Origin of the sequence: Intestinimonas sp. HCP28S3_D6 (genome assembly GCF_052065695.1) — a bacterium.
Taxonomy (GTDB): domain Bacteria; phylum Bacillota; class Clostridia; order Oscillospirales; family Oscillospiraceae; genus Intestinimonas.
In genome coordinates this window covers 19,035-43,142 of record NZ_JBQHTM010000018.1, presented here as the reverse complement: position 1 = coordinate 43,142, position 24,108 = coordinate 19,035, and the positions used below count along the sequence as shown (strand labels likewise).

The window sequence follows — 24,108 nt, the reverse complement described above, 5'->3', positions numbered from 1 at the left end:
GTGTCACCAGCTTTCTGCGGAGAGGATCAGAGGAGGGCCATGGCCAGGCTCAGGCCGTTGAGGGCCATGTGGAGGGCGATGGCCGACCAGATGGAGCCGCCCTTGTCGTAGCACCAGGTGAGGGCGGCGCTCATGGGGAGGTAGCGGACCAGCAGGAGCAGATAGGCGGGGTCGGGGCCCATGGGGGTCCACACAAAGGGAAGGACGCAGAAGAGGTCGTAACCCAGGATGGACACGGCGAAGGCCAGGCCCCGGCTGTACCGCCGCAGGCTGCCGAAGAGGAGCCCCCGGAAGAGGACCTCCTCCATGATGGGCATGAGGAGGACCAGCACGGCCACGGTGGCGGGGGGCGAGAGGAAGAAGGAGTCGGCGTAGGAGGCGGGGTTGGGGTCCTCCACTGGCAGGGGGAGGAGGGAGAAGAGGACCTGGAGGACGCCGCCCCCCACCAGACCGGCCAGGAAGGCGGTGAGATTTTCGGGCAGGTCGTCCAGGAGAATGTCGAAGCCCTGGCGCAGGAAGCTCCAGAAGAGGAGCAGGGTGGCGCACAGGAGAAGGAAGTAGTAGATGAGACTGAACTCGGGGGCCTGGAGGAAGAAGTCGAAGCGCTGGCTCAGCAGCATCTGGAGCCACCCCATGACCAGGGGGAAGACCAGCAGGTAGAGGACAAAAAACACCCAGCCCCGGCAGAATTCCGACGGGGTAAAGCGGGCTTTCCACTGTCGTTTGGGGTACATGGGAAGGGCCTCCTTCGGGTGTTTGTGGGAACGGCGGCCCCACATCCATCATATCAACTGTCCTTACAGAAGTTTTTTCAGCTCATAGACCAGATTGAGGGCCTCGATGGGGGTGAGGGTGTCCAGGTTGGTCTGCCGCAGGCGCTGGGCCACCTGGTTGGCCCCCATGTCCAGGAAGGACACCTGGTCGTCGGCGGGGGCCTGGACGGGGGCGGGGGCGGGACAGCCCTGACTCTCCAACTCGGACAAGATGTCCCGGGACCGGCGGATGACCCGGTCGGGCACCCCGGCCAGGGAGGCCACCTCGATGCCGTAGCTCTGGTCGGCGGGGCCGGGGACGATCTTTCGCAGGAAAATGACGTCGTCCTTCCGCTTCTTGGCGGCCACGTTGTAGTTCTTCACCCCGGGGATCTCCCCCTCCAGGCAGGTGAGCTCGTGGTAGTGGGTGGCGAAGAGGGTCTTGCAGCCCAGGCGGCGCTTGTCGGCGCAGTATTCCAGCACCGCCCGGGCGATGGCCATGCCGTCGTAGGTGGAGGTGCCCCGGCCGATCTCGTCCAGGATGAGGAGGCTCTTGGGGGTGGCGTTCTTCAGAAGCTCGGCCACCTCGGTCATCTCCACCATGAAGGTGGACTGTCCGGCGGCCAGGTCGTCGCTGGCGCCGATGCGGGTGAAGACCCGGTCCACCACGCCGATGCGGGCGCTCCTGGCGGGGACGAAGGACCCCATCTGGGCCATGAGCACCGTGAGGGCGGTCTGGCGCATGTAGGTGGACTTGCCCGCCATGTTGGGGCCGGTGATGATGGCCACCAGGTTGTCCTTGCCGTCCAGGTGGACGTCGTTGGGGACGAAGAGGGCGTCCTTGAGCACCTTTTCCACCACCGGGTGGCGGCCCTCCACGATGTCCAGGCGGTCGGAGAGGTCCACCTCCGGCTTGCAGTAGCGGCCCTCGGCGGCCACGGCGGCGAAGGAGAGGAGCACGTCCACCTGGGCCACGGCGGCGGCGGTGCGCTGGACGGCGTCCACCTGAGCGGCGGCGGCTTCCCGAAGCTGGCAGAAGAGCTCGTACTCCAGGGCGGTGAGCTTGTCCTGGGCGGAGAGGATGGTGTGCTCCATCTCCTTGAGCTCCTGGGTGATGAAGCGCTCACAGTTGACCAGGGTCTGCTTGCGGATGTAGTCCTCGGGGACCTGGTCGTAGTAGGACTTGGAGACCTCGATGTAGTAGCCAAAAACCTTGTTGTAGCCCACCTTCAGGCTCTTGATGCCGGTGCGCTCCTTCTCCCGGGCCTCCACCTGGGCCACCATGCCCTTGCCGTTGGTCTGGATGTCCCGGAGGTAGTCCACGTCGGCGTTCCAGCCGCCCCGGATGAAGCCGCCCTCCCGGACGGAGAAGGGGGGCTCCTCCACCAGGGCACGGTCCAGGGTGTCCCGGAGGGCGGGCAGGTCGTCCATGGCCTCCCGGAGGACGGTTAGGAGGGACGAGGAGAAGGGGGACAGAAGCTCCCGCAGCCGGGGAAGCTTCCCCAGGCCGGAGGAGAGGGCGGTGAGGTCCCGGGCCCCGGCGGTGCCGTAGACGATGCGGCCGATGAGCCGCTCCAGGTCGGTGACCTCCCGGAGGCAGGCGGAGAGCTCCTGGCGGGCGATGGCGTCCCCCACCAGCTCCTCCACGGCGTCCAGCCGCTTGTTGATCTGGGCGGGAGACAGGAGGGGCCGCTCCATCCAGGAGCGGATGAGCCGCCCGCCCATGGCGGTGCGGGTCTTGTCCAGCACCCACAGGAGGGAACCCTTCTTCTCCTTGCCCCGGAGGGTCTCGGTGAGCTCCAGGTTCCGCCGGGCGGTGAGGTCCAGCTCCATGAACTCGCCGCCGGCGGTGTAGTGGAAGGCGGTGAGGTGGGAGAGGTCGGTCTTTTGGGTGTCATAGAGGTAGGTGAGCATGCCGCCGCAGGCCCGGACGGCGTATTCCCCCTCCGGGGGCAGGTTATCCAGCCCCGAGCGGAACTGCTTTTGGCACAGCTCCAGGGCCCGGTCGGGGGCGAAGTCGGCCTCGTTCCCCTTCTCACACCGGCACTCCAGCCGGGCTTTCAGGAAGTCCCGCAGGTCCTTGCAGTCCCAGGCGGCGGCGTCCAGCACGGCCTCCCGGGGGGAGAACCGGCCCAGCTCGTTGGTGAGGTGCTCCTCCCAGCCCGGCCCGGTGAAGGCGGCGGCGGACACCTCGCCGGTGGAGATGTCGCAGAAGCAGACCCCGGCGGCGTCCTCGTCCAGGCAGACGGCGGCGATGAAGTTGTTTTTCCCCTCCTCCAGCATGGAGGACTCGATGAGGGTGCCGGGGGTGACGATACGGATGATGTCCCGGTCCACCAGGCCCTTGGCGGTGGCGGGGTCCTCCATCTGCTCGCAGATGGCCACCTTGTAGCCCTTGGCGATGAGCCGGGAGAGGTAGGCCTCCACCGAGTGGTAGGGCACGCCGCACATGGGGGTGCGCTGCTCGGGGGGCTTGTTCCGGTCCCGGGTGGTGAGGGTGAGGTCCAACTCCTGGGACACCAGCTTGGCGTCCTCGTTGAACATCTCGTAAAAGTCCCCCAGCCGGAACATGAGGATGCAGTCCGGGTGCTCCGCCTTCATCTGGAGGTATTGTTTCATCATGGGGGTGATTTCGGCGGGCATTGGGATTCCTCCTCTGGAAATAAATAAGGTAAGATCGTGGAGACGGTCTGTGTGGGAGCGCCGCAGGGTGCGTCTGGGAAGCCCCACGTCGCAATAAGGGCAATACCAGTCAGCGGCGCCACGCCCCGGTACCCACCCACGCAGGCGGCGAAAAAATGTTGGATAGGACCACAGCTTTTCCCTGTTCCACCGGCGGAGTCACCTGTGGACGGTGCCGGTGCTCAATGGGGGCGTAAAGACGGGCCGCCGGATTCCTATTTGGGATCACTTAACCCGTCCGGGAGCCCCTTTTTCTTTGGATTCCAAAAACCGTTCTTTTTCCAGCAGGGAAAAAGAAACGGGTTTTGACCGTCTCCCCCGTCCTATCCGGAGAAACCCGTCCAGCATAGCTGGCCGGGCCTACGCTAAAAATGTGCCACCGGCACATTTTCTTCACGCTGCGGCCTCATCAGTCTCGCTGCGCTCGACAGCACGGGCTGAGGAAGATATGATTTGCTCTGGCTGTCCCCCGGACAGCCAGACCCCCGGGGGAAGCCTTATGGTCAGGCCAGCTCGCCGAAAAGGGCCCAGGTGGAGGCGTCGGTGATCTTCAGATCCACGTACTGCCCCAGCAGGGACTCGTCCCCGGAGAAGTGGACCAGCCGTCCGCCGGCGGTGCGGGCGTTGAGGTTGTGCCGGGGGTCGTCGCTGAGCACGTCCACCAGGCAGCGCATGGTCCTGCCCACGTAAGCCGCCTGCTTCTCGGCGGAGATGGCGTTCTGGAGGTCCACCAGCCGCTGGAAGTTGGCCGCCTTCTCCTCCTTGGGCATGGGGTCGGGCATTTTGGCCGCCGGGGTGCCCTCCCGGGGGGAGTAGATGAAGGTGAAGAGGGCGTCAAAGCGGACGGCCTCCAGCACCTTGAGGGTATCCTCAAACTCCTCGGTGGTCTCCCCGGGGAAGCCCACGATGATGTCGCTGGTGAGGACGATGTCGGGGATGCGCTGCCGCAGGGCGGCGATGAGCCCCAGGTAGTGCTCCCGGGTATAGCCCCGGTTCATGGCCTTCAGGACCCGGTCGTTGCCCGCCTGGAAGGGGAGGTGGAGGTGGGGGGCCACCTTCTCGCACTTGGCCATCACGTCGAAGAGCCGCTCGGAGGCGTCTTTGGGGTGGCTGGTCATGAAGCGGATGAGGAAGTCCCCGGGGACGGCGTTCACCTGCTCCAAAAGCCAAGCGAAGTCCACCCCCTCCCGGCCCAGGTCCTTGCCGTAGGAGTTGACGTTCTGACCCAGGAGGGTGATGTCCTTGCAGCCCTCGGCGGCAAGCTCACGTACCTCGGCCAAAATGTCCTCCGGCTGGCGGGAGCGCTCCCGGCCACGGACGTAGGGGACGATGCAGTAGGAGCAGAAGTTGTTGCAGCCGTACATAATGGACACCCAGGCCTTCACCTTCCCTTCCCGGCGGACGGGGATACCCTCGGCGATGGAGCCGGCCTCGTCGGGGGTGTCGAAGATGCGGCCCCTCCGGGTGTGGATGCGCCACAAGAGCTCAGGGAACCGCCACAGGGCGTGGGGCCCGAAGACCAGGTCCACGTGGCGGAAGGACTGCCTGATCTTCTCGGAGACGTGCTTCTCCTGGGCCATGCAGCCGCAGACGCAGATGATCTGCCCCGGGTGGTTCCGCTTGGCGTGGACCAGGGCCCCCAGGTTGCCGAAAACCCGCTGCTCGGCGTGCTCCCGGATGGCGCAGGTGTTGAGGATGATGACGTCGGCGGCGTTCTCGTCGGCGGTGAAGCCGTAGCCCATCTCGCTCAGGTAGCCCCGCAGCCGCTCCGAGTCGGCCTCGTTCTGCTGGCAGCCGTAGGTGTCCACGTAGGCCAGGGGCTGGGCGGGCAGAGCGGCGTTCATGGCGTGGATCTGGGCGCAGAAGTCCTTCTGCCGGGCGATCTCCTCGGGGGAGATGCGGGTGGTATTCTGGTTCACGGCGGTTCCTCCATCGGTTCACGGTTTTCCCTTCATTTTATCAGCTTTTCCCCGGAAATACAAGCGCAGCGCCGGAGTTTTCCCCTGGAAAGGCAAGGGCTTTTCGTTGACGCTTCTGCCGGGGACTGATATAATGTTGTCTACGATACACCATAGACGAGAGAAAGGCGGCGACGCCGTGAAAACACTGGTGATCGAAAAGGAAGCCATCCGCCGCAACGCGGCGGTGATCAAGGAAAAGGCGGGGAGCGCGGCCATCTACGCCGTCCTCACCGGGGACGCCTGCGGCGCCGGGCTGGTGGACCTGGCCAGGCTCCTGCGGGAGGAGGGCATCGGCCGCTTCGCCGTGTCCGAGCCGGAGGAGGCCCGACAGCTCCGGAAGGCGGGCTTTGTGGACGAGGAGATCCTCATGCTCCGCTCCACCACCGACCGGGAGGAGCTGGAGGAGCTCATCGACCTGGGTGTGGTGTGCACCATCGGCTCCCACGACACGGGGGTGGCCCTCAACGGCCTGGCCGAGGCCCGCTCCACCGTGGTGGAGGCCCACATCCAGGTGGACACCGGCATGGGCTACGGCGGCTTTCTGGCCACCGAGCCGGAAAAGGTCCTGTCCATGTACCGGTACCTCCCCAACGTGGCCCTCTCGGGCATCTACACCCAGATCCACGCCGCCGGGAAAAAGGGCCGGGAGGCGGCGGAGCAGCTGGCCATTTTCCAGCAGGTGGTGGAGGCCGTCCACGCCGCCGGGTTTGAGACGGGCACCGTCCACGCCGCGGGGTCCAATGCCCTCATGAACTACGAGTTTGCTCGGCTGGACGCGGTGCGGGTGGGCTCGGCCTTCCTAGGCCGGTGCCGCCGCAGCCGCGGGGACCGGCTCACCACCGTGGGCACCGGAGAGGCCGCCATCGAGGAGGTCCGCTGGCTCCCCAAGGGCCACACCGTGGGCAACAGCGCCCTGGTGAAGCTGAAGAAGCCCACCCGGGTGGCGGTGGTGCCGGTGGGCTACCAGAACGGCCTGGGGGTGGAGCGCCCCCGGGAGACGGGACTCTTCTCCTTCCTGAGCGCCTGGCGGCGGAGCCGCCGGCGGTATGTCCGCATCGGGGAGCAGAAGGCCCGGGTCATCGGCCAGATCGGCGCCCTGGAGACCCTGGTGGACGTGACCAATATCAAGTGCGCCCCGGGAGACCTGGCGGTCTTTGCGGTGGACCCGCTCTACGCCAAGGGTCTCAAGCGGGTATACAGATAAAAAGGAGTTTTTTACGCCATGAGAGCAGTCGTGACAAGAGTGACCTCCGCCTCGGTGACCATCGACGGCAAGGTCAACGGCGCCATCGGCCGGGGCTTTCTGGTGCTGCTGGGCATCGGTCCCAACGACACCCCTGCCCAGGCCGCCAAGCTGGCCGACAAGGTGGTGGGCCTGCGGGTCTTTGAGGACGAGAACGAGAAGATGAACCTGAACCTGGCCACCGTGGGGGGCGAGCTGCTGGTGGTGAGCCAGTTTACCCTTTACGCCGACACCAAGTCCCGCCGTCCCAGCTTTACCGGGGCGGCCAAGCCGGACCGGGCCATCCCCCTCTATGAGGAGTTTTTGAGACAGTGTGAAGCCCTGGGCTTCCCGCCCCAGCACGGGGAGTTCGGCGCCGACATGGCGGTGGCCTCGGTGAACGACGGCCCCGTTACCATTCTGCTGGATACCGATACAATGTGAGGTGTTGAATATGCTGGTCAAGACCATGCAGGTGCCCCCCATCGGCACCAACTGCTACGTGCTCGCGGACGAAAAAGAAAAGGTCTGCGCCGTTATCGATCCCGGCGGGGACGCCGCCGGCATCCTGGAGCTGCTGAAGGAGGATGGCCTCACCCTGACTGCCATCCTCCTGACCCACGGCCACTTCGACCACACTGGCGGCGTGGCCGACCTGGAGAAGGCCTGCCCCAACACCCCCGTCTATATCCACAAGGGGGATGTGGAGGGGGCCAGCCCCTCCGTTTTCCCGCCCCTCACCGGCATTGCCCTCACCTACTACGACGAGAGGGACCGGGTCATGGTGGGCTCCATCCCCGTGGAGGTCCTCCACACCCCTGGCCACTCCAAGGGCTCGGTGGTGCTGAAGGCGGGGGATATCCTCTTCACCGGGGATACCCTGTTCCGGGGCTCCTGCGGCCGCACCGACCTGCCTGGCGGCAGCTATGAGGAGATCATGGCCTCCCTGAAGCGGCTCTCCGCCCTGCCCGGGGACTACCGGGTCTGCCCCGGCCACGAGGGGCTCTCCACCCTGGAGACCGAGCGGCGGCAGAACTACTATATGCGCGCGGCGGTGGAGGGCTGAGCCCGTCATCCCGCGACAGATAGGATCATATTATGAAGCTATACCTCAAAGGACACGACTATAAATACGCCACCGAACAGATGATGCTGATCTCCCCAGGGAATGTGCCATTCCGCGGGGACCCCGGTCATGATTTCACATCCTCGGCGGAAGTGAATTCCGCCTGCGGCAAGGTTTTGGCCGGAGGCCAAAACGCTTGGGACGCCCTGACGGGCGGCAGCATCAGGAGCGGGGAGAGGGGGAGCGTGCGATGAAGCTCTACCTCAAGGGGCACGACTACAAATACGCCACCGAACAGATGCTCCTGATGCTGTTTCCGGGCCAGCGGCCGGAGTACCCGGCCGAGCCGCCGGCGGAGGGGGAGGACAGTCTGGTGCTCACCCTGTCCCGGACCCAAGGCCGGGCCACCGGCCACGCCGTGCTCACATGGGCGGGGCGGCGTTACAGCCGCTTTGCCTGGGCGGGCGACCCGGGCGAGGAGGACCGCCTGGAGCGGGATCGGGTGCTCCAGCGGGTGCTCAAGAACGCCTTCTACCGGGCGGGGACCGACGCCCTGGGCCGGGAGCCGGCCTGGGGGGCCCTTACCGGGGTGCGCCCGGTGAAGATCCCCACCAAGGCTCTCACCAAGGGCCTCACGCCGGCCCAGGCCGACCGGCAGCTCCGGGACCTCTACCGTGTCTCCCCCGACCGGCGGAGGCTGGCCATGGACTGCGCCCGGGCCACCCTGGCCGTCCGGGACAGCCTGAAGCCGGAGGAGATCTCCCTCTACGTGGGGGTCCCCTTTTGCCCCACCCGGTGCGCCTACTGCTCCTTTGTCTCCGCCGACGTGGGCAAGACCCTGAGCATGCTCGAGCCCTACGCCCAGGCCCTGTGCCGGGAGATCGCCGCCGCCGGGGCCATGCTGAAGCGGGCCGGACGGAAGGTGCGCTCGGTCTACTTCGGGGGCGGCACCCCCACCACCCTGTCAGCCCAGCAGCTGGACCTTGTCATATCCGCCCTGGAGGAGCACGTGGACCTCTCCGGGTGCACCGAGTATACCGTGGAGGCGGGGCGGCCCGACACCATCACGGCGGAGAAGCTCTCCGTCCTCAGACAGCACGGCTGTGACCGGATCTCGGTGAATCCCCAGTCCATGTCGGAGGCGGTGCTGCGGGCCATCGGCCGCTCCCACACCCCGGAGGACATTCTCAAAGCCTGGGACCTGGTGGCCCAGGCGGGCTTCCCGGTGCGGAACATGGACCTCATCGCCGGGCTCCCCGCCGACAGCCAGGAGGGCTTCCGGGACTCCCTGGACCGGGTCATCACCCTGGACCCCGAGAACATCACCGTCCATACCCTGGCCCTCAAGAAGGGCTCCCGCCTCATGCTGGAGGGGAGCGGCCTCCCCACGCCGGAGGCGGTGGCCGCCATGCTGGACTACGCCTGGCAGACCCTGCGCGAGGCCGGGTACGTCCCCTACTACCTCTACCGTCAGAAGTACATGTCCGGCGGCTTTGAAAATGTGGGCTGGTGCCGACCGGGCACCGAGAGCCTTTACAACATCTGTATGATGGAGGAGCTCCACACCATCGTGTCCCTGGGCTCCGGCGGGGTGACCAAGCTCATCGACCCCGCCGCCGGGAGCCTGAAGCGGCTCAGCAACCCCAAATTCCCCAAGGAGTATATCGAGCACATCGACGACATCGTCGCCCAGAAGGAGGAGATCGCGTGGCCTATCAGCTAGAGGAGATCAACCGCCGCCTGAAAGAGGACCCGGCGGGATTTGTGGCCGAGTGCGACGGGGTGTACCAGAAGCGGCTGGAGACGGCCGCCGACCGCATCCTGGAGCGGATGAAGGAGAGCCCCATCGTCCTGCTGTCGGGGCCCTCCGGCTCGGGCAAGACCACCACCGCCCTGAAGCTGGAGCAGGAGCTGGAGCGGCGGGGGGTGCAGACCCACACCATCTCCATGGACAACTACTTCAAGACCCTCAACCGGAAGATGGCCCCCCGGAACGCCGAGGGGGACATCGACTACGAGTCCCCCGAGCTGCTGGACATGGACCTGCTGGACGAGACTTTTACCAAGCTCTCCCGGGGGGAGTGGGTCATCGTGCCCAAGTTTGAGTTCGCCCGCCAGATGAGAAACGACAGCCGGGGCACTCCCCTGAAGCTGGATAAGAACGAAATCGCCATTTTCGAGGGCATCCACGCCCTCAACGACGACATCGCCGGCCGCCACCCCGAGGCCACCACCCTCTACATCTCCGCCCGCTCCAACATCCTGGAGGGGGAGGAGCTGCGGTTCAAGGGCACCTGGATGCGCATTTCCCGCCGGGCGGTCCGGGACTATAATTTCCGGGGCACCGACCTGGTGGAGACGCTTTCCATGTGGTATAATGTGCGCCGGGGCGAGAAGCTGCACATCTCCCCCTTCAAGGGCCGGGCCAACGTCATCATCGACTCCTCCCTGCGCTACGAGGTCCCCGTCTTTGCCAACTACGCCGCCCCTCTGCGCCAGGCGGTGGAGCAGGTGCCGGCGGACAACGAGCGCCGGGCCGAGCTGGAGGCCATGGTGGACGCCTTTGGCTACTTCCAGCCCCTCTCCCCCGACCTGGTCCCCGCCGACTCCCTCATCCGTGAGTTCATCGGCGGCGGCAGCTATCACTACTGATCCTCCCCCATTCGGGGGTACAACAAAGGAAAGAAGGAAACGACACCATGTCAGAATGTACCCATGACTGTTCCACCTGCGGCGAGAGCTGCGGGGAGCGCACCGCCCCCATGGACCTGAGAGAGCCGGTCAACGGCCTGTCCAGCGTGGGCAAGATCATCGCCGTGGTCAGCGGCAAGGGTGGTGTGGGCAAGTCCACCGTCACCTGCTCCCTGGCCACCGCCATGGCCAAGCTGGGCAAGAAGGTGGCGGTGCTGGACGCCGACATCACCGGCCCCAGCGTCCCCACCGCCTTCGGCATCCATGAGCACGCCGTGGGCAGCGAGCTGGGCATCTACCCCGCCGTCAGCAAGGGCGGCGTGGAGCTCATGAGCCTCAACCTCCTCACCGAGCACGAGACCGACCCCGTGGTGTGGAGAGGCCCCATCATCGCCGGCACCGTAAAGCAGTTCTGGACCGACGTCATCTGGGGCGACGTGGACTACATGTTCGTGGATATGCCGCCCGGAACCGGCGACGTACCCCTCACCGTGTTCCAGTCCCTGCCTGTGGACGGGGTCATCGTGGTGACCTCCCCCCAGGACCTGGTGAGCATGATCGTCACCAAGGCGGTGAAGATGGCCGAGATGATGAACATCCCCATCCTGGGCCTGGTGGAGAATTACAGCTACTTCAAGTGCCCCGACTGCGGCAAGGAGCACGCCATCTTCGGCGAGAGCCACATTGAGCAGGTGGCCGCCGATCTGGGCCTGAAGGTCCTGGCCAAGCTGCCCATCGACCCGGCTCTGGCCGCCGCCTGCGACAACGGCGGCGTGGAGGACTACCAGCCCAATCCCCTGTCCGGCCTGGCCAAGGCCCTGGACGAGGGCACCGTATAAAAACTCTAAATCCCAAAAAGATCCCGTGGACCGCGGTCCACGGGATCTTTTTTGTCTGTCAACGTTTATACGGAGATGGTGCTTCCCCGGAGGCTGGCGTCCATGTTCTGGTGGTCCAGGGAGGCGAAATGGTCGCAGATGTGGCTGAAGAGCTGGTTGGAGGCGAAGGAGCGGTAGCCCTCCCGGCGGCGGATGATGGCGATCTCCCAGGGGATCGCCGGCTCCAGGGGGACGGTGACCAGCTCCTCGCACAGGTCGGGCTGGAGGATGGGCAGGGGCAGTACGGCGATACACTGCTGCATGCCCACCATCTTCAGGCAGAACCGGGTCATCAGGCTCTTATAGGCGATACGGGGGGCAAAGCCGCACTCGCCGCACATGCGGATGAAGCTGTCGTGAAGGGTGGCCGTTTCGCTGTAGGTGAGGATGGTCTCGTCCTTCAGATCCTTGATGTGTACGCTGCTCATCTGGGCGAAGGGATGGTGGCGGCTCACCACCAGGGAGCAGACATTGCTGAGGAGGGTCTTGCTCTCAAAGCGGTAGGGCTCATCCACCGGCAGCATGACCAGGCCCAGGTCGGCCCGGCCGGAGCCCACGGAGGCGGCGGTGAGCTTGGAGCCCTCTTCCACCACGGAGATGTCAATACCGGGGAAATGGCGGTGAAACCGGGTGAGCAGCGGGGGAAAGTAGACGTCCAGCAGCACGCCGGGGGTACTCAGGTGGACCTCCCCCACCCGCACAGAGCGCACGTCGTCCATGGTCTGAAAGAGATCGTCATATTGGAGGAGGAAGTCCAGGGCGCGGTCATAAAGGATGCGCCCGGCGTCGGTGAGGTAGAAGCTCTTGCTGGTGCGCTCGATGAGCCGGACGTTAAGCTCCTCCTCCAGGTGCTTAATGGAGCGGGTGAGCATGGGCTGGGTGACAAAGAGCTGGGCTGCCGCCTTGGTGAAGCTCTGCTGACGAACCACCTCTACAAAATACTTCAGCTGTTGAATCTCCATACCTATCCCTCCATATTCTCTCAAAAACGATAAAAAAGTGACAGTGCCCCCCTCACATCACTAAGACTTGTCCTTTATCATACCGGAAAACGGGCCATTTTTCCAATAAAACTTATCTAAATAATTGTGACGATTTTTGAAACAAATCCACAAATCCATTCTTTAGATGCATGGACCGATAACCAGGAGGTATAGTTCTGGAGAACTTCCACAAAAACCGGGAAATAATTTCTTTCGAAAGGTGTAAAGTGTAATTTTTTTGCATGCTTGCCGCCGGAAACGGCATTTTACACCTCCGGCCTTCTGCGGCTATACTTTGGCTACGCCGAGTGGCTTGTAGGCGTCCAACAGCCATTTTTCCCAAAAACTGTTTTCGTCTGCCCCCAAACGGCGCGGGACAAAAAACACGATCGCAAGTCAGGAAAGGAAGTGGTGTTCCATGCCAAAGGTCATGTCAGCACAGGAGGCCGTCCGCGCCTACATCCATGACGGAGCCACCGTCGCCTTCGGTGGCTTTGTGGGCGCCATGGTGCCGGAAGAAGTCAACAAGACCATTCAGGAACTCTACCTGAGCACCGGTTCTCCCAAGGGGCTCACCGCCATCTATGCCGCTGGCCAGGGCGACTCCGACCAGCGTGGCCTCAACCACCTGGGCGAGGAGGGCTTGCTCAGCCGGGTCATCGGCGGGCACTGGGGCCTGGTTCCCCGGCTGCAAAAGCTGGCCCTGGAGAACAAATTTGCTGCCTATAACTACCCGCAGGGTGTTATTTCCCAGCTTTTCCGCGACATTGCCGCCGGCAAGCCGGGGCTCATCACCCACGTGGGTATGAAGACCTTTGTGGACCCGGAGCTGGAGGGCGGTATGCTCAACGACAAGGCCCGGGAGGCCGGACCTCTGGTGGAGCGCATCGACATCGGCGGCGAGACCCGCCTGCTGTATAAGGCCCTGCCCATCAATGTGGCTGTCATCCGTGCCACCTACGCCGATACCCACGGCAACTGCACCTTCCAGCGTGAGGGCGTCAGCGCCGAGACCCTGGCCATCGCCCAGGCCGCCAAGAACTCCGGCGGCAAGGTCATCGTGCAGGTGGAGGACGTGGTGGAGTACGGCGCGCTGGACACCCGGCTGGTGCGGCTCCCCGGCATCTATGTGGACGCCATCGTGGTGGCCGCGCCGGAGAACCACATGCAGACCTTCGGTACCGGCTACAATCCCTCCTACTGCGGTGAGATCCGTGTGCCCATGAGCTCGGTGAAGCCCCTGAAGCTGGACCAGCGGAAGATCGTGGCCCGCCGGGCGGCCATGGAGCTGGTGCCCAACGCCATCACCAACCTGGGTATTGGTATGCCTGAGGGCGTAGCGGCGGTGGCGGCCGAGGAGGGCCTGGAGGGCATGGTGCTCACCACCGAGGCTGGTACCATCGGCGGCATCCCCGCCGGCGGCAAGGATTTTGGTGTCACCATCAACCCCGACTGTATTCTGGACCAGCCCTACCAGTTTGACTTCTATGACGGCGGCGGTCTGGATGTGGCCTTCCTGGGCCTGGCGCAGGCCGACGAGAAGGGCAACATCAACGTCTCCAAGTTTGGTCCCAAGATCGCCGGCTGCGGCGGCTTCATCAACATCACCCAGAACGCCAAAAAGGTGGTCTACTGCGGCACCTTTACCGCCGGCGGGCTGAAGATTGGTGTGGCCGACAGCAAGCTGCAGATCCTGCAGGAGGGCCGTGACAAAAAGTTCCTCAAGCAGGTGGAGCAGGTCACCTTCTCCGGCGAGTATGCCGTGGAGAAGGGCCAGCCGGTGCTCTATATCACCGAGCGCGCGGTCTTTGAGCTCACCCCGGAGGGTATGGAGCTCAAGGAGATCGCCCCCGGCGTCGATCTGCAGAAGGACGTGCTGGATCTGATGGACTTTACCCCCATCGTCAGGGACGTAAAGACCATGGACAGCCGCATTTTCCAGGAAGGCCCCATGGGTCTTTCCAATTGAGAGATGATTCAGTGAGAGATCCCCGCTCCTCCGGGAGAGAAAATGTGTTGAGGAGGTATCATTTATGAGTTTGTTGGGCATCGTATTGGGTCTGGTGCTCCTGATGTTCCTGGCCTACAAGGGCTATTCCATCATCTGGGTCGCCCCGGTGTGCGCCGTGGTGGTGGCCGTCCTGGGTGGCTACAGCATCCTGGACGCCTACATCGGCGACTACATGAAGGGTATGGCCGACTACGTATTCCAGTGGTTCCCCGCCTTCTTCCTGGGCGCCGTCTACGGCAAGATCATGGATCTCACCGGTTCCGCCCGCAGCCTGGCCAACGCCCTGGTAAAGCTGATCGGCTCCCGCTTCGCCGTCCTGGCCGTGGTTATCCCCTGTCTGCTGATGACCTACGGCGGCATTTCCCTCTTTGTGGTGGTCTTCGTCATCTACCCCATGGGCTATGCCGTCTATCGCGCCGCTGACCTGCCCCGCACCCTGCTGCCCGGCGCCATCGCCACCGGCGCCTTCGGCATCACCATGACCGCCATCCCCGGCACCCCCCAGATCCAGAACATGATCCCCACCCAGTACTACGGCACCACCGCCATGGCCGCTCCCGTGCTGTCCGTGGTGGCCTGCATCGTGATGTTTGTCCCCGCCTATCTCTATCTGGAGTGGCGTGCGGCCCAGTGCCGCAAGAAGGGCCTCCACTTTGTGCCCGATCCCAAGCACAAGGAGACCGACTTCAGCGACCGCAACCTGCCCTCCTGGCACTGGGTCACCGGCCTCATCCCCCTCGTCGTTGTGGTCCTGATGCTCAACCTCTTCCCCAAGCTGCTGCTGAACGCCACCGGCGTGGAGCTGGCCTCCAACTACGCCATCGTCATCGCTCTGGTCTGCGGCATCCTGGTGGCCTGCCTGCTCAACCTGAACCAGGCCAAGGTGCTGCTGCCCGCCATCAATGACGGCGCCAACGGCTCCATGGGCGCCATCATGAATACCGCCTGCGCCGTGGGCTTCGGCTCCGTGGTCAAGGCCGTTCCCGGCTTCGCCGTCCTCACCAATCTGGCCCTGAACATGCCCGGCTCCATCCTCTTCTCCGAGGCCGTGGCCGTCAACCTGCTGGCCGGCGCCACCGGCTCCGCCTCCGGCGGCATGTCCATCGCCCTGTCCGCCCTTGGCCCCAAGTACGCTGAGCTGGCTGCCGGCAACACTGCCATCCTGGAGGCCCTCCACCGCATCGCCTCCATCTCCTCCGGCGGTCTGGACACCCTGCCCCACAACGGCGCCGTCCTCACCCTGCTGGCGGTCTCCAACTGCACCCACAAGGAGTCCTACATCGATATCTGCATCACCACCTGCATCATCCCCCTGGTGGGTTCCCTGCTGCTGGCCCTGGTCTGGGGCTTCATCGGGATCTAAATTCCCCGGTTTGCTGTGCCCGGCCCCATCCACGGCTTCGGCACAGGCCAAATAGGAAGGAGCATACACCATGACCATTCAGGAAATGAAGATCGGTGATTCCGCCAGCACGGTGAAGACCATCGGCGAGTCCGATGTCTATCTCTTTGCCGGCATCACCGGTGACCTCAACCCCGCCCATACCGACGAGGTGTCGGCCAGCCAGACCCCCTTCGGCGGCCGGATCGCCCACGGTATTCTCTCCGCCGGCCTCATCTCGGCGGTGCTGGGCATGAAGCTCCCCGGTCCCGGCACCATCTATCTGGGCCAGGAGCTCAAGTTCACCAAGCCCGTCCACATCGGCGACACCGTCACCGCCACTGCCACCGTCAGTGAGATCGTGGCCGAGAAGAACATCGTCAAGCTGGAGACCATCTGCACCAACCAGAACGGCGATGTGGTCGTCAAGGGCATGGCCACCGTCATGCCGCCCAAACACTGAGTTCCCCTTTTTTCTGGGATCGTTCCCCTCCATACCAACAGCCATCGTGCCCCGGACGCTCTGCCGCGCATCCGGGGCACGGTGGCGTTTTGTGAGGTTCCATGAGAGACAGAAAAAAGCCCGCCGTGCGGCGGGCTTTTTCGCGGATTTGTGGATGTCACTGTCCCAACAGAGCGCGGTACTCCTCCTCGGCGGCGGGGCGGCCCACCACGGAGAGGGAGGCCTGGGAGAGCTGGAAGAGGCGCCCGGCCAGGTCCCGGACGTCCTCGGCGGTGACGGTGTTATAGGCGTCGATGACCTCTCTGGTGGTGAGGGTGCGGTTCTGGAGGAGGAGTCCCCGGCCCAGGGCGCTCATCCGGGACTGGGTGGACTCCAGGCCCATGAGGACGTTGGCCTTGGAGAGCTCCCTGGCCCGTTCCAGCTCCTCGGGAGTGGGTCCGTGTTCGGCGAAGTCGGCCACCACCCGGAGGATGGTCTCCAGGGCCTCCCGCTCGGTGTCCTTACTGAGGGCGGTGTAGATGGCGAAGACCCCCGTCTCGGCGTGGCCGGCGCCGTAGGTGTAGATGGAGTAGCACAGCCCCCGCTTCTCCCGCACCTCCTGCCACAGCCGGGAGGACATGCCGGAGCCCAGCATGGTGGAGAGAAGCTGGAGGACGAACCGGTCCTTGTCCCCGTAGGGCAGGCCGGGGAAGGCCAGGGTCAGGTGGTTCTGCTCGGTGGCCTTCTTTTTGAGGGTAATGGCGGGGGTGTAGACGGCGGGGACGGCGGTGGGGGTCTCCCCCGCCTCCAGAGGTAGGAGCCGGGCCTTCAGGGCGTCCACCATGAGGGGGGTGAAGCTTCCCGCCATGGCGGCGACCATGGAGCCGGGCCGGTAGTGGGTCCGCTGATAGCTTTTCAGCCACTCCCCCGTCATCTTGTCCAATGTGGCCTTCCGGCCCAGGATGGGCCGGGCCAGGGGGCTCCCCTTGTAGACGGCGGCCATGAGCCGCTCGGAGCACAGGTCCTCCGGGTTATCCTGGTACATGCCGATCTCCTCCAGGATAACCCCCCGCTCGGTGTCCACGTCGGCCTGGTCGAATTTGGAGTCAAAGACCATGTCGCACAGGAGGTCCAGGGCCCGGGGCAGGTGCTCGTCCAGGCACCGGGCGTAAAAGCAGGTGCACTCCTTGGTGGTGTAGGCGTTGACCTGGCCGCCGATGGCGTCCATCTCCTGGGCCAGCTCCCGGGCGGAGCGGCGCTGGGTGCCCTTGAAGACCATGTGCTCGATGAAGTGGGCGGCGCCGCTCTCCCCCGCCTTCTCGTGGCGGGAGCCGGTGGCCACCCACAGCCCCAGGGAGACCGACCGGACGGCGGGCACGGCCTCCGTGACGATGCGGGCCCCGTTGGGCAGGGTTTCAATGTCGTAGTGTTCTTCCATATGTGGTGACCTCTCCCGTGGTGAAAATGGGAACGCCTCAGCCGTCCCGGCGGATGGTGGTGCCCATGGTCTGGCCGGAGACGGCGTCCAGGAGCATGACGTGGTCGATGCGCCCGTCCAGGACCACCACCTCCGTCACCCCGTTTTCCAGGGCCCGGATGCAGCTTCTCAGCTTGGGCACCATGCCGCCCTGGATGAGGCCGCTGTCCAGCAGCTCCCGGGCCTCGGAGGCGGTGAGGGAGGGGATGGCCGTCTTGGCGTTGCGGCTGTCCATGAGGATGCCGTCCACATCGGTGAGAAAGACCAGCTTGTCCGCCTTCAGGGCCTCGGCCACGGCGCAGGCGGCGTCGTCGGCGTTGCAGTTATAGCTTTCCCCATTTTCTCCCGCGCAAACCGGGGAGATGACGGGAACATAGCCTCCGGAGAGGAGGAGGCGGATGAGCTCGCCGTCGGCGGCGGTGATGTCGCCCACGTGGCCCAGCTCGGGGTCCTTCTGCCGGGCGGTGAGGATGGCGCCGTCCTTGCCGGAGACGCCGGCGGCCTTCACCCCCAGGCCCCGGAGGGCCATGACCACCTGCTTGTTCATCTGGGCGGAGAGGACCATCTCGGCCACGGCCATGGCGGTGTCGTCGGTGACCCGGTAGCCGTCCCGGAACCGGGGGGTCTCCCCCAGTTTTTCCAGCCAGCCGGAGATGGTCTTGCCGCCGCCGTGGACCAGCACCACCCGGACGCCAGCCATCTGGAGGGCGGCCACATCCCGGAGGATGGAGTCCACCGCCCCGTTCTCCCCCAGGGCGGAGCCGCCGTACTTCAGAACCACCGTCTTTCCGGCGCTCCGGGCCAGCCGGGGCAGGGTGTCCAGCAGCCCCAGCACCTTCTCCATGCCGTCCAGGTGGTGCTCCACGTCGTACTCGTGGAGCCACTGCCTGGCATAGTCCACGTCGGAGGTGCAGTCGATATAGGCGGTGCCCCGCTTCTGGCGGGTCTCCGCCCCCTTGCCGGTGATGAGGATGACGGTGGGGGTCTCGGCCTCCATCACCGCCATGCGGATGGCCTCCCCCCGGTCGGGCTCGATGGAGTAGTCGCACTTGCCCTCGATGTGCCCGGCCATCTCACGGGAGATGTCCAGCACGTCCTCCTCACCGGGGTCCTCCTCGGTAATGATGATCTTGTCGGCGTATTTGGCAGAGATCTCCGAGAGGTCCTTCCGCCGGTCCAGGGCCTTCTTGCCCGGGCAGCCAAAGACGATGACCACCCGCTGGCCCGGGTACTCCTCCTTTACGGAGAGGAAGAGCTTTTCAAAGCTCAGGCGGTTGTGGGCGTAGTCCACGATGGCGGTGATGTGGCCGTCGGCGTTCTGGTAGACTTCCATGCGGCCGGGCACCCGGGCCTTCATGAGGCCCACGTAGATGTGCTGCTCGGGGATGCCCAGGCCCTCGCACACGGCGATGGCGGCCAGGGCGTTCTGGACGTTGAAGAGCCCCGGCATGGTGAGCCGGAACTCCCGGCTGAACCGGGGCGTCCGCACCCGGAAGAGGATGTCCCGGCCCTGCTTGCGCACGTCGGTGGCGTAGACCGTGGCGGCGGGGTCGTGCTCGGAGAAGGTGATGAGCCGCCCGCCGGCCTCCCCGGCGGCGTTCAATACGTCCTCCACCCGCTCGGTATCCAGGTTGACCACGGCCAGGGGGGCGTGGCGGAAGATTTTGAGCTTGGAGGCGAAGTAGTCCTCGAAGTCGGGGTGCTCGATGGGGGAGATGTGGTCGTAGCCGATGTTGAGGAAGACGGCGGCGGAGAGGGCCACGCAGTCCATGCGGTCGTACTTCAGGGCCTGGGAGGAGACCTCCATGGTGAGGTACTCCACCCCGGTGCCGGCGGCGTTGGCGAAGTGGCGCTGGAGGTCCAGGGGCTCCGGGGTGGTGAGGTGGGACTCGAACCGCTCCACGCCGTCGTAGGTGTCGATGGAGGAGATGACGCCGCTCTCCGGCTTTTTCCGGGCGGCCAGGTACTCGTCAAAGATATACTTGAGGTAATATGTGGTGGAACTTTTCCCCTTTGTACCGGTGATGCCCACCACGTGGAGCTTGGCGCTGGGGTGGTCGTAGTAGAAGTCGGCCAGGAGGGCCATGGCCCGGCGCACGTCGGTCACCTGGAGGCAGGGGGCGTCCCCGGCCTCGGGCCAGACGTGGTCGGAGAGGTAGATAAAGGCTCCCTTTTGGAGTGCGTCGGAGAGATACTGCCCCTTGAAGTGGGCCCCCTTGACGATGAAGAGGGTATTGGGGCGGACGTTCTGGGAGTCGCAGGAGACCAGCTCCACGGGGGTGGAGAGGAGGGCGGGCGAGAGGGCCTGTCCGCCGGTGAGGAGCCCCTCCTTCTGGAGGAGCTGCCAGTAGTCGCCCAGGGGGCGGATGGGAAGATCCATGTGTGTCACCTCATGAAAGATTATCGCAGGAGGGTATTTTCCGGGGTCACGGTCTCCATGCCGCTGCCGGCGGAGAAGTAGTACTCCAGAATCTCGGCGGCGATGTTGGCCAGGGTGGAGCCGGAGCCGCCCTTTTCCACCACGATGGCCAGGGCGATCTCGGGATTTTCATAGGGGGCGAAGGCCACGAAGAGGGCGTTGGACTCGGTGGCGCTGCTCACCTGGGCGGAGCCGGTCTTGGCGGCCACCTGGACGCCCAGGTCGGCGAAGTAGGCCTTGGCGGAGCCCTCGGTGGTCACCCGGAGCATGCCCTCGGTGACGGCGGAGAGGTTTTCGGGGTCGATGTCCAGCTGGTTGAGGACGGTGGGCTCATACTGCTCCACCACCTGGGAGAAGTCGTTGGACTTGACCTCCTTGAGGAGGTGGGCGGAATAGTGGGTGCCTCCGTTGGCCAGGGTGGCCACGTAGTTGGCCAGCTGGAGGGGGGTGAAGCGGCTGTTGCCCTGGCCGATGGCGGCGGGGAGGGTGTTGCCCTCGTACCAGGTCTGGCCCTGGCTCTCGGTGTACTCGGGGCCGTCCATCCAGCCGGTGGCCTCGTAGAGCTCGATGCCGGTGGGCTCCCCCAGGCCGAACATGGCGGTGTACTGCTCCAGCAGGCTGATGCCCAGCCGCCGGCCGGCGTCAAAGAAAAATACGTTGCAGGAGTCCTTAATGGCGTCGGAGACGTTCTCCTCGCCATGGGTGCTGCGGCCGCCGCTGTCGCGGTAGATCCAGCACTGGGGCCGGTAGTCGTCGTAGTAGAGGTAGCGGCCGGTGTCCAGGATCTCGGTGTCCGGCTCGATGATGCCCTCCTGAAGGGCGCCGATGGCGGTGACCATCTTAAAGGTGGAGCCGGGGGGATAGACCTCCTGGGTGGCCCGGTTCAGGAGGGGGTTGAGGGGGTCGGCCAGGAGGGTATTGTAGTTCTGGGTGTAGGTGGTGAGGTCGAAGGTGGGGTAGGAGGCCATGGCCAGCACGCCGCCGTCCCGGACGTCGATGACCACGGCGGCACCGCCCTGGGTGTCCTCTGACTTCAGGCCCTCGATGCCGGTGGCCAGGGCCCGCTCCACCGCCTCCTGGAGCTTGATGTCCAGGGTGAGGATCACGTTGTCGCCGGGGTCGGGGGCCTGGACCTCACCGGTGGTCTGATTCACCACCCAGTTGTCGTCCCCGCTGACCACCTTGCCCTGGTCGTTGGTCTCGATGTTGCGCTTGCCGGGGGTGCCGTGGAGGTAGGACTCGAAGGCCAGCTCCACCCCCTCCTTGCCCACGGTGGCGTTATAGGGGTAGTTGAGGGCCTGGTAGACGTTGTTCCACTCGTCGGAGTTCATGAGGCCCACCCGGCCCAGCAGGTGGGCGGCGTAGGCGGTGTTGTACTCCCGGACGGTGGTGGTGTCGATGTTGACGCCGGGCAGGTCGGCCTCCTTCACCGTGACGATGAAGGGCATCTGCACGTCCTGGGCAAAGACGTAGGCGGTGTAGGTCACCTCCCGGGAGCGGAGGGTGAGTTCATAGCGCACCCCCATCAGGGCCCGGGCCTCGCCGTCGGGCAGGAGGGGGTCGATCTCGTAGTACGTGCGCAGCTTGTCCAGGAAGGCGTCGGCGCTGGGGTAGCTGACCCCCTGGCCCTCCTGGGAGGCGGTGCGGATGGCGTCGGCCTCCTCCCGGGCGGGGAGGGTGTCCGTCCACTTCAGGCTCTCGGCCAGGGCATAGAGGTTGCTGATGGCGCCGGAGGAGGCGGTGTCAAAGGTGAAGACAAAGGGGGCCTCGTCGGACACGGGCAGGGTGTCGGCCCAGCTCACCCCCTGGGTGCGGCAGATGTCCAGGAGCTTGGTGAGGGTGGTGTTCACGTCCTCCATGAAGGAGGTGTCCAGGCTCACGTTGTAGCTCTCACGGTTGGTGACCAGCACCCGGCCGTAGCGGTCCAGGATCTCACCCCGGGCGGCCTCCACGGTCTCGGTCTTGGCGATCTTCCGCCGGGACTGGGCCAGGTAGTCGGCGCCGTGGACGTACTGGAGGTCGTAGAGGACCCAGGCGAAGAGGAGGATGAGGATGAGAAGCACGCCCACAATGCTGCGGACCCGCCAATGAAATTGTTTGCCGTCCATGAAGGCTCCTTTCTTGTATGGATGGGGGGTGCGGTCAGAGTCGAAGGGTTTTGATGATGCGCCGGCGGACCCAGTAGAACCAGGGGTACAGCAGGCACACGAAGCACAGGGACCAGAGGAGCTCGGGCACGGCCACCCGCAGCAGGGAGTAGAGGTCGGCCAGGCCGGTGAAGAGGCCGAAGGCCAGGTGGCAGAGCTCCAGCAGGCTCAATCCGGCGGCGCAGCAGAGGAAGCAGCCGCCGAAGTTCCGGCGCAGGACGTACTGGGAGGCGGCGCCGGCGCCCCAGCCCAGCAGGCACAATCCCAGGGTCATGCCGCCCCAGGCGCCGTAGTAGACGGCGTCGCATAGGACGCCCACGGCCAGGCCAAAGCCCGCGCCCCCCACGGTGCCCTCCAGCACCGCCACAGTGATGGCGGCCACGGGCAGCAGCCGGGGGCTCACCCCCAGGACGGTGAAGCGGTTGAGGACAAAGACGTCCAGCCACCACACCGGCAGCAGGGAGAGGCCGTAGAAGAGCCATTTTAAGATGAAATCCTGTCGGGTCAAAGGGGACACTCCTTGTGCTCAGATCATTCCACGATGTCGAAGGACTTGATGATAAAGACCTGGACCAGGCTGTCCAGATCGGCGGAGGGCTGGATGACGGCGTACCGGGAGACGCCGGAGGCGTCGGTGTGGATGGACTCAATGGAGCCCACCACCAGGTCGGAGGGGTAGTTGCCCCCCATGCTGGAGGTGAGCACCAGGTCGCCGGTGATGAGCTCGGTGTTCTCGGGCAGGTAGGTGAGCTTCAGCTTGCCCTCGGCCATGAGGGCAAAGTCGCCCTCCAGGATGGCGATGGACTCGGTGCGGGAGAGGAAGGCGCCCATCTCCAGGTTGGCATCCACCACCGTGAGCATGGTGGACCAGTTGGTCCCCACCTGGTCGATGATGCCCACCAGGTTGCCGGCGGCGTCCACCACGCAGTTGCCCGCCGCCACCCCCTGGTCGCTCCCCTTGCTCAGGGTGAGGGTGGAGGACCAGTTGGTGCTGCTCCGGGCGGTCACCGTGGCCGACTCAAACTCCAGCTCCCGGCGCTTCTGCCGCAGGCCCAGCAGCTCCCGGAGCCGCTCGTTCTCCTTGCTGTCGGCTTCGCCCTCCCGGGCGTCCTCTTCCAGCTCGGCGATCTCGGCCTTGAGACGCTCGTTCTCCGCCTGGAGCTCCTCATAGCGGAAGGAGTAGTTGTACACACCCTCCGCCCAGCCGGCCAGGGAGGAGATGCCGTTGCGGACGGGGGTGGTCACCACCCCCAGCACGTTGCCCAGGGGGTTGGGCACCCCCTGAAGGGCATAAGAGGCCACCGCCGTGATGGCACAAAGCAGCACGGCGATGACCAGAATGAGCCATCCGTTGTTGCGGAAAAAGTCCTTCAAGGCGTTTCCTCCCCGGTCCCGCCGGCCAGGGGGTCCAGGCCGAAGCGGGTGAGCATCCTGCCCACACGGCACAGGGGCAGGCCCATGACGTTGAAGTAGTCCCCCTCCAGTCGCTCGGCCAGCAGGGCGCCCAGGCCCTGGATGCCGTAGGCGCCCGCCTTGTCCATGGGCTCGCCGCTCTGGACATAGGCGTCGATTTCGGCGGTGGTGAGGGAGCGGAAGGTAACGGCGGTGACCTCATGCTCGGTGAGGATGTCCTCCCCCCGGGCCAGGGTGACGCCGGTGTAGACCTGGTGGGTGCGGCCGGAGAGAGCGGTGAGCATGCTCACGGCCTCCCCCCTGCTGTGGGGCTTGCCCAGGATGGCCCCGTCCAGGGCCACCACCGTGTCGGCGGAGAGGATGAGGTCCCCCTTCCCCGCCTGGGCCCGGGCCGCCTCCCCCTTCCGCCGGGAGAGAAGCTCCACCGCCGCGCCGGGGGCGATGCCCGCGGGCAGGGACTCGTCGGCGTCGGTGGGCCGGACCACGAAGTCGCGGATGCCGATCTGTTCCAGAAGCTGGCGCCGCCGGGGAGACCCGGAGGCCAGAATGAATTCCATAGGGATGTGCTCCTTTCGAGCGCGTG

At 65.3% G+C, this 24,108-nt stretch carries 19 protein-coding genes; 9 read left to right on the top strand and 10 right to left on the bottom strand.

The window, feature by feature from the left end:
• Window positions 1–26: 26 nt before the first annotated feature.
• The 3 genes from ACTNBK_RS07875 to miaB all read right to left on the bottom strand — a co-directional run bounded on the left by ACTNBK_RS07875 (window position 27) and on the right by miaB (window position 5,278).
• Window positions 27–734, bottom strand: coding sequence for a lysostaphin resistance A-like protein (locus ACTNBK_RS07875; RefSeq protein ID WP_441145111.1), 708 nt, complete (start codon window positions 732–734; stop codon window positions 27–29).
• A 63-nt stretch (window positions 735–797) separates the two neighbouring features.
• Window positions 798–3,395, bottom strand: coding sequence for a DNA mismatch repair protein MutS (mutS, locus tag ACTNBK_RS07870; protein ID WP_441145109.1), 2,598 nt, complete (start codon window positions 3,393–3,395; stop codon window positions 798–800).
• 542 nt (window positions 3,396–3,937) lie between these two features.
• Window positions 3,938–5,278 carry a tRNA (N6-isopentenyl adenosine(37)-C2)-methylthiotransferase MiaB gene (gene miaB, locus ACTNBK_RS07865; RefSeq protein ID WP_441145137.1) on the bottom strand — a complete coding sequence of 447 codons (1,341 nt, stop codon included), beginning with the start codon at window positions 5,276–5,278 and terminating at the stop codon, window positions 3,938–3,940.
• A 253-nt stretch (window positions 5,279–5,531) separates the two neighbouring features.
• On the opposite strand from miaB, the gene ACTNBK_RS07860 reads away from it, so the two are divergent.
• The 6 genes from ACTNBK_RS07860 (at window position 5,532) to ACTNBK_RS07835 (ending at window position 11,213) form a co-directional block, all read left to right on the top strand.
• Window positions 5,532–6,599: an alanine racemase gene (locus ACTNBK_RS07860; RefSeq protein ID WP_441145107.1), complete on the top strand. Its 1,068-nt coding sequence runs from the start codon at window positions 5,532–5,534 to the stop codon at window positions 6,597–6,599.
• 18 nt (window positions 6,600–6,617) lie between these two features.
• The gene (dtd, locus tag ACTNBK_RS07855; RefSeq protein WP_441145105.1) at window positions 6,618–7,061 is read left to right on the top strand and encodes a D-aminoacyl-tRNA deacylase; all 444 of its coding nucleotides are present in this window, start codon (window positions 6,618–6,620) and stop codon (window positions 7,059–7,061) included.
• Window positions 7,062–7,071: 10 nt separating this feature from the next.
• On the top strand, window positions 7,072–7,683 hold the full coding sequence (locus tag ACTNBK_RS07850) for an MBL fold metallo-hydrolase (protein ID WP_441145103.1): 612 nt from the start codon (window positions 7,072–7,074) through the stop codon (window positions 7,681–7,683).
• 196 nt (window positions 7,684–7,879) lie between these two features.
• A complete protein-coding gene (gene hemZ, locus ACTNBK_RS07845; protein WP_441145101.1) occupies window positions 7,880–9,406 on the top strand; it encodes a coproporphyrinogen dehydrogenase HemZ in 1,527 nt (508 codons plus the stop codon).
• On the top strand, window positions 9,391–10,335 hold the full coding sequence (locus ACTNBK_RS07840; RefSeq protein WP_441145099.1) for an adenylyl-sulfate kinase: 945 nt from the start codon (window positions 9,391–9,393) through the stop codon (window positions 10,333–10,335). Before hemZ ends, ACTNBK_RS07840 begins: the two co-directional genes overlap by 16 nt.
• 47 nt (window positions 10,336–10,382) lie before the next feature.
• On the top strand, window positions 10,383–11,213 hold the full coding sequence (locus ACTNBK_RS07835) for a P-loop NTPase (RefSeq protein WP_441145097.1): 831 nt from the start codon (window positions 10,383–10,385) through the stop codon (window positions 11,211–11,213).
• Between the two features lie 65 nt (window positions 11,214–11,278).
• Here ACTNBK_RS07835 and ACTNBK_RS07830 read toward each other — a convergent pair whose 3' ends face one another.
• Window positions 11,279–12,214, bottom strand: a complete 936-nt coding sequence (locus ACTNBK_RS07830; protein WP_441145095.1) for a LysR family transcriptional regulator — start codon at window positions 12,212–12,214, stop codon at window positions 11,279–11,281.
• A gap of 439 nt (window positions 12,215–12,653) precedes the next feature.
• Between ACTNBK_RS07830 and ACTNBK_RS07825 the strand changes: the two genes are divergently transcribed.
• From ACTNBK_RS07825 to ACTNBK_RS07815, 3 genes are all read left to right on the top strand, one after another.
• Entirely contained in the window at window positions 12,654–14,204 is a 1,551-nt protein-coding gene (locus ACTNBK_RS07825; RefSeq protein WP_441145093.1) for an acyl CoA:acetate/3-ketoacid CoA transferase, read from the top strand.
• Window positions 14,205–14,268: 64 nt separating this feature from the next.
• Entirely contained in the window at window positions 14,269–15,609 is a 1,341-nt protein-coding gene (locus ACTNBK_RS07820; RefSeq protein ID WP_441145091.1) for a GntP family permease, read from the top strand.
• 70 nt (window positions 15,610–15,679) lie between these two features.
• Window positions 15,680–16,090 carry a MaoC family dehydratase gene (locus ACTNBK_RS07815; RefSeq protein WP_294510481.1) on the top strand — a complete coding sequence of 137 codons (411 nt, stop codon included), beginning with the start codon at window positions 15,680–15,682 and terminating at the stop codon, window positions 16,088–16,090.
• A gap of 157 nt (window positions 16,091–16,247) precedes the next feature.
• Here the strand turns inward: ACTNBK_RS07815 and ACTNBK_RS07810 are convergent, their stop codons facing one another.
• Genes ACTNBK_RS07810 through ACTNBK_RS07785 form a run of 6 tightly spaced genes read right to left on the bottom strand, consistent with a single transcriptional unit; the run spans window position 16,248 to window position 24,082 of the window.
• Complete coding sequence (locus ACTNBK_RS07810; protein ID WP_441145089.1) at window positions 16,248–17,507, bottom strand: M16 family metallopeptidase; 1,260 nt, start codon at window positions 17,505–17,507, stop codon at window positions 16,248–16,250.
• A gap of 37 nt (window positions 17,508–17,544) precedes the next feature.
• Window positions 17,545–19,926, bottom strand: coding sequence for an acetylglutamate kinase (gene argB, locus ACTNBK_RS07805; protein ID WP_441145087.1), 2,382 nt, complete (start codon window positions 19,924–19,926; stop codon window positions 17,545–17,547).
• A gap of 20 nt (window positions 19,927–19,946) precedes the next feature.
• Window positions 19,947–22,073, bottom strand: a complete 2,127-nt coding sequence (locus tag ACTNBK_RS07800) for a penicillin-binding transpeptidase domain-containing protein (RefSeq protein ID WP_441145086.1) — start codon at window positions 22,071–22,073, stop codon at window positions 19,947–19,949.
• A 34-nt stretch (window positions 22,074–22,107) separates the two neighbouring features.
• Window positions 22,108–22,629: a rod shape-determining protein MreD gene (mreD, locus tag ACTNBK_RS07795; protein WP_441145084.1), complete on the bottom strand. Its 522-nt coding sequence runs from the start codon at window positions 22,627–22,629 to the stop codon at window positions 22,108–22,110.
• A gap of 14 nt (window positions 22,630–22,643) precedes the next feature.
• Window positions 22,644–23,486 carry a rod shape-determining protein MreC gene (gene mreC, locus ACTNBK_RS07790; protein WP_441145082.1) on the bottom strand — a complete coding sequence of 281 codons (843 nt, stop codon included), beginning with the start codon at window positions 23,484–23,486 and terminating at the stop codon, window positions 22,644–22,646.
• Window positions 23,483–24,082: a Maf family protein gene (locus tag ACTNBK_RS07785; RefSeq protein WP_441145080.1), complete on the bottom strand. Its 600-nt coding sequence runs from the start codon at window positions 24,080–24,082 to the stop codon at window positions 23,483–23,485. The genes mreC and ACTNBK_RS07785 overlap by 4 nt, the downstream gene beginning before the upstream one ends.
• Window positions 24,083–24,108: the final 26 nt, after the last annotated feature.

Excerpts from the sequence above, each read along its gene's own strand:
- ACTNBK_RS07875 (WP_441145111.1), bottom strand. The coding sequence starts at position 734 with ATGTACCCCAAACGACAGTGGAAAGCCCGCTTTACCCCGTCGGAATTC.
- mutS (WP_441145109.1), bottom strand. The coding sequence starts at position 3,395 with ATGCCCGCCGAAATCACCCCCATGATGAAACAATACCTCCAGATGAAG.
- miaB (WP_441145137.1), bottom strand. The coding sequence starts at position 5,278 with ATGAACGCCGCTCTGCCCGCCCAGCCCCTGGCCTACGTGGACACCTAC.
- dtd (WP_441145105.1), top strand. The coding sequence starts at position 6,618 with ATGAGAGCAGTCGTGACAAGAGTGACCTCCGCCTCGGTGACCATCGAC.
- ACTNBK_RS07850 (WP_441145103.1), top strand. The coding sequence starts at position 7,072 with ATGCTGGTCAAGACCATGCAGGTGCCCCCCATCGGCACCAACTGCTAC.
- ACTNBK_RS07835 (WP_441145097.1), top strand. The coding sequence starts at position 10,383 with ATGTCAGAATGTACCCATGACTGTTCCACCTGCGGCGAGAGCTGCGGG.
- ACTNBK_RS07830 (WP_441145095.1), bottom strand. The coding sequence starts at position 12,214 with ATGGAGATTCAACAGCTGAAGTATTTTGTAGAGGTGGTTCGTCAGCAG.
- ACTNBK_RS07825 (WP_441145093.1), top strand. The coding sequence starts at position 12,654 with ATGCCAAAGGTCATGTCAGCACAGGAGGCCGTCCGCGCCTACATCCAT.
- ACTNBK_RS07820 (WP_441145091.1), top strand. The coding sequence starts at position 14,269 with ATGAGTTTGTTGGGCATCGTATTGGGTCTGGTGCTCCTGATGTTCCTG.
- ACTNBK_RS07815 (WP_294510481.1), top strand. The coding sequence starts at position 15,680 with ATGACCATTCAGGAAATGAAGATCGGTGATTCCGCCAGCACGGTGAAG.
- ACTNBK_RS07810 (WP_441145089.1), bottom strand. The coding sequence starts at position 17,507 with ATGGAAGAACACTACGACATTGAAACCCTGCCCAACGGGGCCCGCATC.
- argB (WP_441145087.1), bottom strand. The coding sequence starts at position 19,926 with ATGGATCTTCCCATCCGCCCCCTGGGCGACTACTGGCAGCTCCTCCAG.
- ACTNBK_RS07800 (WP_441145086.1), bottom strand. The coding sequence starts at position 22,073 with ATGGACGGCAAACAATTTCATTGGCGGGTCCGCAGCATTGTGGGCGTG.
- ACTNBK_RS07785 (WP_441145080.1), bottom strand. The coding sequence starts at position 24,082 with ATGGAATTCATTCTGGCCTCCGGGTCTCCCCGGCGGCGCCAGCTTCTG.